This is a genomic window from Novosphingobium sp. BAM6 (assembly GCF_057784955.1).
In genome coordinates this window covers 20,092-27,561 of sequence record NZ_JBYNTR010000017.1, presented here as the reverse complement: position 1 = coordinate 27,561, position 7,470 = coordinate 20,092, and the positions used below count along the sequence as shown (strand labels likewise).

The following is a 7,470-nucleotide window of genomic DNA, read 5'->3' as shown; positions in this document are numbered from 1 at the left end:
CGCGGACTTCACGCTCCAATGCCTTGAGCTTCTCGGCGGTCTCCGTCGGCACACCACCGCGCTTGCCGCTGTCCACCTCGGATTTCTTCACCCATTCCAGCAGCGTGTGCCCGGAACACCCGATCTTCTCGGCCACCGACGTGATCGCCGCCCAGCGAGAAGGATAATCCCCCTCGTGATCCAGTACCATCCGGATCGCCCGCTGCCGAACCTCAGGGGCAAACTTGTTCGTCGTCTTGCTCATCGTAGACCCTCACTCTCAGGAGTTAGGGCCTCCGGCAATCCCGGTGCGGTTCAGTTTGCGTGGGATGCGAGAAGTGCTTATTTTTCGGCGTAAGCTGCAGAAAATATTTATAAAAAAACCGCCTTCGGATTGTCCGAGGCGGTTTGGGATATTGGGTGTTGGTTGCGGGGGCAGGATTTGAACCTGCGACCTTCAGGTTATGAGAAGGAAAAGCAAAGGACAAATTGTTGCACTTAGGACATATTTTTTGCCGTTTTGGAAAATGTGCTAATTTCTGTGCTAATCTGGAAAAATGTTCGTCGCAAGCTTCTTTTGGGCTTGCTGGCTTTCAGCGAATTGAGGCGATGGAAGCATTCACCGCATCAATTCAACCTCACCCTCGATATCTTCTAATCGCCGCGTCGTACGCCCTTCGAGCATCATCAAGATGGTACACTTTTGCGATCATATGAGCATGCTTGCCACCGAATGAAGTGTGGACTGAGCTCTCGCAGGTGTCCCGAGGCTCAAGGTCGCTCGTGCGTTAGGTCGATCGCGTCGGAGGTATGGACGAAAAGACCCTCCCGCACCACGATACGGTTTTCATAGCCGCGCCTAGTCTCGCCGCCGGGCTTCAGCCCAGCCCCTCGACGAACACCACCTGGGAGTCGGCAGAATCTTGCCGCAAGGTGCGCGCGGCGGTGTAGTCCTCGCCGTCATACCAGGCCCTGGCATCGATCATGGTCGGGAAGCTGAGGATCACCGCGCCCTCGACCGGCGCACCCTCCAGTGTCTCATGCGCACCAAAGAAGGCGAGCGGCGTGACCGGCTGGCCTTCGAGCGTCGGAGCGGCCAACTCGCTATAGCGGTCGAGCCCGGTCTGATCGTGGGTGCGGTTCTTGAGGAAAATGGCATAGGCGGTCAGCCGCCAAAACGAGAGCGAGAGAACAAGGCTTCGGCTAAAAAGCGCTGAGAGTTCGGAAATTCCGCAGCTTGCCCCTAGAACTGCAAGTACTTGAGCTAATTAATATTATTTTCAGAATTTAACCGCATTTAAAGCGGGACCATTTTCAGTCGCGCGGCTTTTGGCCCGGCGCGGCATGTTCGAGGGATTGCACCGGAATGACCGACACGGCCAACGCTCTCACCGATTTCGATATGTGCCTGGCTCTTGCGCAGCTGGGTATCAATAGTCAGCTGGAAGAAGCGTGGCGAATTTGGAAGAAACGCAACAGCCTCGACACCCATCTTGAAATCCCGATCCCCAAGTCCAACGGTCAGGGCATGACCAAACGGGGTCTCAGCGCGGACCTTGGCGTTCCCGCCGTCGACCTGAATGTGAAGGACGGCACCCTGTCGCAGGTCCGCTTCACACTGGCGCTCAAATCCGGACGGCTGTCGTATATCGACGAGGACGGCGAACTGGCGAGCCACGCCTTCAGGGACTGGGAGATCAGCTTTCTGGTCGATCTCGACCGCAAGCCCATCTCGTTGAAAGAGCTGCGCCATCTCGACGACGCAAGTGCCGCGCAGGCCGAGCAGCTGATCCAGGATTCGGACCTTTCCGACAGCGTATTCACGATAGAATACCTGTTCATGAAATTCACCGATCTCAATCTCGTCCTGCCCGGCAACATGACCCACAATGTTCCCCTCACACTGGACAGCGGCATCGTCGCCACCCTCGGCCAGGCGCTGAACGAGCTGTTCGTCCGCAAGGTCGGTGACGGGCTGTTGCTGGGAACAGTCGTCTATCCTAGCAGGGAGCAGGGGAAACGAGCGACTTTCGCGCTCGCCGACTTCGGCTTCAAGGTCACGGCCAACGCCAAATATCCGAATGCGAGTTCGCTGGATTATCTGGGGGTATTTACCGGGCGCGGCATGCCCGCGCAATTCAACGAGGCGCGATCGCGCTTTACCGACCACTGGATCGACGGTGCCAGCGTGGAGGGGCCCGGCAATACGGTACATGGCCTGTTGGCCATTAACGGGCCCAAGTTCCAGAACTATATCTTTGGCAGGATATTCCAGCGGATCACCGCAGCCTATCCCCGTGCGGTCATTGAGCGCCTGCCGGGCGGGCTGCGCATCTCCCATATCGAGGGGAGCGCCACAGAGGAGGACGGTGGCTGGCTGGCGCCAGATTCCGGGGTCAATCATTCGGCCCACTGGGGCGTGACGGTGCGTCCGGGCGACGACGGCTATGAACTGGAAGGCGAAATCGCCACCTACCTCAACGTATGGGTAGGACGCAGGGTTTCGATCGCCGAGTTTGGCGGCACCGGTGCCCAGCGCTTCAAGGGCAACATCCCCCTGGCGGCCAGCACTGATGGGCTGAGCTTTTCCCTGAGCCTGGACCAGCCCAGCTTCGAATTCGGCGACATCGAAAGCCGTACCCGCACGGACGGCATGGCCGACATGGTGAGCGATGTCTCTAATCTGCTGAAAACGGTATTCGGCAGCACGTCCATTGAGGACACGATCGCCGAGCAGGTGGGCACGGCGATCAACCGGCTCCGCGAAACGCTGGCCGCGGCTCTCGACGGATGGGAGGCCGAAATGCGCGACTCCGCCTTCGTTCCGCCGGGCGTGGGCATTTTCACATTCCAGAATCCCCGCTTTTCGCCTGCCAGGGATCTGCTGCTCGACGTTATCTGGAAGCAGACCCGGTAACGCTGCCCTCGACATGTCCGTGTGTGCCTCGCGGCGCACGATCAAATTCGCTCCGCCACGGAGAACGACGCTATGACCGGTACCAAGCCTGATCTCACCAAATTCGTCATCGATGATCGCGCAGGCGGCAAGATCAACGTCTCGCTGTCTCGGGAAGTCATCGACTATGTCGAGCCCGCCCGCTCGTTCGGCCGGGCCGATCTAGCCGATGCCGGTGCGCACGGACGCTACCAGCCCCGGATGATCGCTTTTCCGGATCGCCGCAGCGGCATCGTCTCGCCGGCGATGCTGACGCTGGGAAGCGACCAGCGGCTGTCGCTTCTCCGGCGCGGAACCGACAATTCCAGCGCCTGGGCGCGCATCGGCATAGATGCAGCGCTGGCCGGGCATGTCGGCGGCACCCTGCGGGTCAGCGCCTTTGGCTGCGCTTACACGGATGACGACCGTATCGCTCTCGTCGTTGCGGCAGATGCCGGGCCGGGAACCCGCGCCAGCCGTGTTTTCGTGGCCTGGGATCTGTCTTCCTCATCGGACTGGAGCTGCATCGACTGGGTCGATTGCGGCACGCGCCAGGACGGCGCCCATATCGCCGGTATCAGGGTGCTGCGCGAAGGCGAGGTGTGGAGCGCGTTCCTGTCTTCCGAGCTGGGGCCGAAGGCATCGATGCTGCTGCTGCGTAGCGACCGCCCCGCAAATTTCGAGAAGGCGATCGTCTTTTCCCCGGCGGTTGACCTTAAAGAAGTGCTCAGCTTCACCGCAGGCATGCTCGATGAGGATCGGGTGGGGCTCCATATCCTCGCCACCAGCGTAAGCGGGGATCGCGTGCTGACCACGCGCCGGGTTCCGCGTTTCGATGCCGCAGGCCGGATCACCGGCTCTTATCCCGCATACGTCTTCAAGTGTCCCGGCGGCGCCAATGTGATCCAGACCGGCGCGATCCGGCCGGACGGGGCAGACATTTACGTGGCCGGCGACGGTATCCGCCGGATCGCCTCGGGTGACTTCGACGATCAGGACGGTGCCACGCAGGACGAGGTGATGCCCGGAGGCGGCGCGCCGTTCGTCCAGATGGCGGTAGCGGAAAATGCCGCGCGGGATGTGACGGTCTGGGCGCTGCGCTCGGACAACACTTTGTGGGTCACGATGCGCAAGGGCGGCACCCCATGGCGACCCGCGCTGCAGATCCGCTCGGGCGTTCGTGACATGGTGGCGATCGCCGGAGCGGGATCGGTAGCCGCATCGGTGCTGTTGATCCACGCCGATGGATCCGCCACCAGGTTGTGGCGCGATGCGGGCGAGAACGGGCTGTGGCAGGAGAACGAACTGACCGTGGCGGACAGCGAGGACGTGGTGCGCACCACCGCGTTCGGCTCGACCGTGCGGCTGGTGGAAGCAGACGATACGCCGCTGGCCACGACAGACGTGCTCTTGAGTGCCTCGTCACCCACTTATGTGGTCGTCAACGGCGCCAGCCTACTCGTCGGGCCCGGAACCGATGCTGCCGTGCGCACACGGCCCGATGGACGGCTGAGCATCTATTCTCGCGCGCAAAGCCTGACGCCGCCTATCCTGCGCGTTCGGGTGCCCGATCGACTGTGCTTCGATTTCATGCCCTCGGGCAGTGCGCTCAGCCGTCTGCATGGCATGAGTGCAAACGATCTTGCGGCAGCGAAAGTGGGCGATGCACCGCTGGTTCCCGATACCTTCCGGACCGGGCCGGGGCGGGCCGAACTCGAATCCGTTTCGAAAATGATACGGCAGGTGGCCGGACTGGGTCTGGGCGACGGGCCGATACCGGGCGTGCGACTTTCCATGCCCGGCGAAAGCTATGCGATGATCGCCAGGCCCGCGGCGAACGACGGCTGTCTGCTCGCCATCCGTGCCAATCCATCCGGCATCGCGCTTTTGGGCGAGGCCGAAGCCGGGAAGATCGCCAGCGAGACGGCAGCCGACAAGGGGTTTTTCGAGGGGGTCGGCGATACTCTGTCCGACTTCTTCAATTCAGACATGTTCCGCAACATCGGCGGAGCGATCGACAAAGGGGTATCGTTCGTCATCCGCGCGGCCAGGGATGGATGGGAGTTCGTCTGCTCCGTCGCCGGCCATGTCAAAAGATGGGCCATCACGGCATACGAGGCAGTCGGCGAATTCCTGGGATGGGCGTGGAGCGGGATCAAGGTCGCGGCCGAGAAGGTCTGGGACTATCTGAAATTCCTGTTCGACTGGGACGATATCCTGTTCGTGCGCGACGTCATCAAGCGCGGCGTCCGGGACAATCTCATCGAGATGAAGAACAGGTTGGCAGAATGGCGTGATACGGTGAGCGCGCAGTTCGACACGCTGCTGGAGATCATCAGCGATGAAGGCGCCAGACGCGGTGTGCGCCGGGACCGGCGCATCGGAACATTCATGAGCGAGCGTCAGCCCTCGATCCGGGCGGACATGCCCGCCGACAACGCCGATATGGCCGGCAGCATTCAGGAAGGCAGCGTTTTCTCCTGGATCACCGAGACGATCAGCAATGCGATGAACGAGGTCATCTCGATAGAAATCCCGCCGGAATTCGCCAGTAATCCGACCGATGCCTTCGAAAGCCTGATGGCCGACGTCTGGGACCAGTTCGAACAGGCCTACGCCGTATTCAAGGATGACATGAAGGATCTGTTCGGCGACAAGGCGCCCTCCATCACCGACATCAGCTTCGATTTTATCAAGCGGATTGCGGTAACGCTGGGCGTGCGGTTCGCCCAGATGCTGGTCGCGGCCCTGAAGCGGCTGGCGCAATTGCTGATGGACATCGCGCAAACCTTTCTCGATGCGGCCGGGGCAATGCTGTTCGCCAGGGTGCGACTGCCGTTTCTGGAAAAGGCCATCAAACTGCTTTCCGGCAAATCGGTGGACACCTCGTTCCAACTCGCCGATATTCTTGCGCTCCCGGCCGCTATTCCGGCCTGCATCGCCTTCAAGCTCATCACCGGCGAAAGCCCACAGCATGCCGTGTCGTCCCCGGCGATCACGCCGCAGAGCGGAAACGGCGTCGTCGCGACCCTGTATGACTATAAAACGCCGCTGGTAACGCTGGGAGGAGCAGGATGGGCGGTGATTTCCAACGTGCTGGACGGTTTGAAATCGCTCAAGCCTGCCAAGGGGGACATGCTGCCGGCCAATACCTTGCCCGCATCCCGTTACGTGCGCGACGGCGGTTACCAGATGGCGGGCTGGCAATGGATTTCCATAGTCGGCTCGATAGGCTTCGTGGCCTATACCGATATTCCGGCCAATACGAGGATGTGGGGCAAATCGGGCGCAGCCAACGTGGCGTGCGTCGTGGCGACAGTCATCAGCGTGGCGCAATGTGCCGCAGGCTATCGCACTACCCGCCGCGCGGGCCGGGAAACCGATGTCGATCTCGCCGGGATGCTGAAAGTCGACATGAAGCTGACCGACGGCATCCTTGCGACAATCAAGATGATCGCGCGCGGCACGGCTTATGCGGCGAACAGCGATGCCTGGAACGGCCGCGATTGCGCCATCTACATGACCCAGACAAGCGCCAAGGCGGCCACGTGCTTCGCGCCGGGCATCAAGAACCCGAAAGCGAAGGGCGTGGTTCTGGGTGTGGCTGGAGCCAGCACGCTGACCGGCTTCGGCTTGGCATGCTGGAAGGCACACGATCAGTATGAGGCGGTCCGGGATGCGAAGGCCAAGCCGCGCACGTGACGGCGATGCGGCAGCAGGGGGCAGGATTTTCGTCGCCGCGGCCGCGACGATGATACCGGTCGTAGTGGCCATCGTCGATACCGGCTTCGGGCTGAGGGATGTGCCGCGCCGGGCCTTTGCCGGCGAGGCCGACTTCTCATCGCCGGTCGCCGCCGCGCGGCGGGTCGGCGGGGCGCGCATCGGGGATCGGCATGGCGCCGCTGTCGCGAACACCATCCTGCGCCATGCGCCCGATACGCGGCTGTTTTCGATACGGGTATTCGGGGAACAGGATAGCCCAACCGACGTCGATACCTTGAGCCGGGCATTTGCCTGGCTGGAAGCGAACTTCGAGCACCTGGGCATAGGACTGATATGCGCGACAGTCGGCGACAACAAACTTCATGGTGCCGACTGGGAGTTTGGCGATTGCGAGGCGAGCGCCTCCCTTCGCCGACTGAAGGCGAACGGGGTCGCGGTGATCGCGCCTGCCGGCAATCGCGCTGCCCGCAACTGCCCTGTCGACAGGGCCGCACAGGGCATGATGTGGCCCGCCATTCTTCGCGAGGCCATCAGTGTCGCGGCGCTGGGCCCCGATGGCCTGCTGGACCCTGCCAGCTGCTGGCTTGCCAGTACCGGGCCGGGATTGTGCGGCACCGTGACGACTGCCCTGCCGGAGGCGCCCGGCGGGACTTGCGGCGCGGCGGCGGTGGTGGCTGGCCGGGTGGCTGCCTTGCTGGCGGCCGGTCGCGGCCTGTCGCCCCAGGAGGCCCTGCGTTCCGTGGCCGGGATGGGCTGAAACGCCGCTCTCCCGCTGCCTTCCACGAACCCGCAGGATGGGCGGACCCGGCCTCGTCGGCCCCCACGGCAAGAGT

The 7,470-nt window shown here is 62.3% G+C and carries 5 protein-coding genes; 3 read left to right on the top strand and 2 right to left on the bottom strand.

The window, feature by feature from the left end; genetic code table 11:
- Nucleotides 1-244: transposase (locus AC3EC3_RS19050; protein WP_488490065.1), on the bottom strand; the 244-nt coding region annotated here is incomplete at its 3' end.
- Between the two features lie 613 nt (nt 245-857).
- A complete protein-coding gene (locus AC3EC3_RS19045; protein ID WP_488491160.1) occupies nt 858-1,133 on the bottom strand; it encodes a DUF1330 domain-containing protein in 276 nt (91 codons plus the stop codon).
- Nucleotides 1,134-1,345: 212 nt separating this feature from the next.
- On the opposite strand from AC3EC3_RS19045, the gene AC3EC3_RS19040 reads away from it, so the two are divergent.
- The 3 genes from AC3EC3_RS19040 to AC3EC3_RS19030 all read left to right on the top strand — a co-directional run bounded on the left by AC3EC3_RS19040 (nt 1,346) and on the right by AC3EC3_RS19030 (nt 7,394).
- Nucleotides 1,346-2,896 carry a hypothetical protein gene (locus AC3EC3_RS19040; RefSeq protein ID WP_488491158.1) on the top strand — a complete coding sequence of 517 codons (1,551 nt, stop codon included), beginning with the start codon at nt 1,346-1,348 and terminating at the stop codon, nt 2,894-2,896.
- A gap of 72 nt (nt 2,897-2,968) precedes the next feature.
- Nucleotides 2,969-6,616: a hypothetical protein gene (locus tag AC3EC3_RS19035; protein ID WP_488491157.1), complete on the top strand. Its 3,648-nt coding sequence runs from the start codon at nt 2,969-2,971 to the stop codon at nt 6,614-6,616.
- Nucleotides 6,591-7,394: a S8 family serine peptidase gene (locus AC3EC3_RS19030; protein WP_488491156.1), complete on the top strand. Its 804-nt coding sequence runs from the start codon at nt 6,591-6,593 to the stop codon at nt 7,392-7,394. Before AC3EC3_RS19035 ends, AC3EC3_RS19030 begins: the two co-directional genes overlap by 26 nt.
- Nucleotides 7,395-7,470 lie beyond the last annotated feature (76 nt).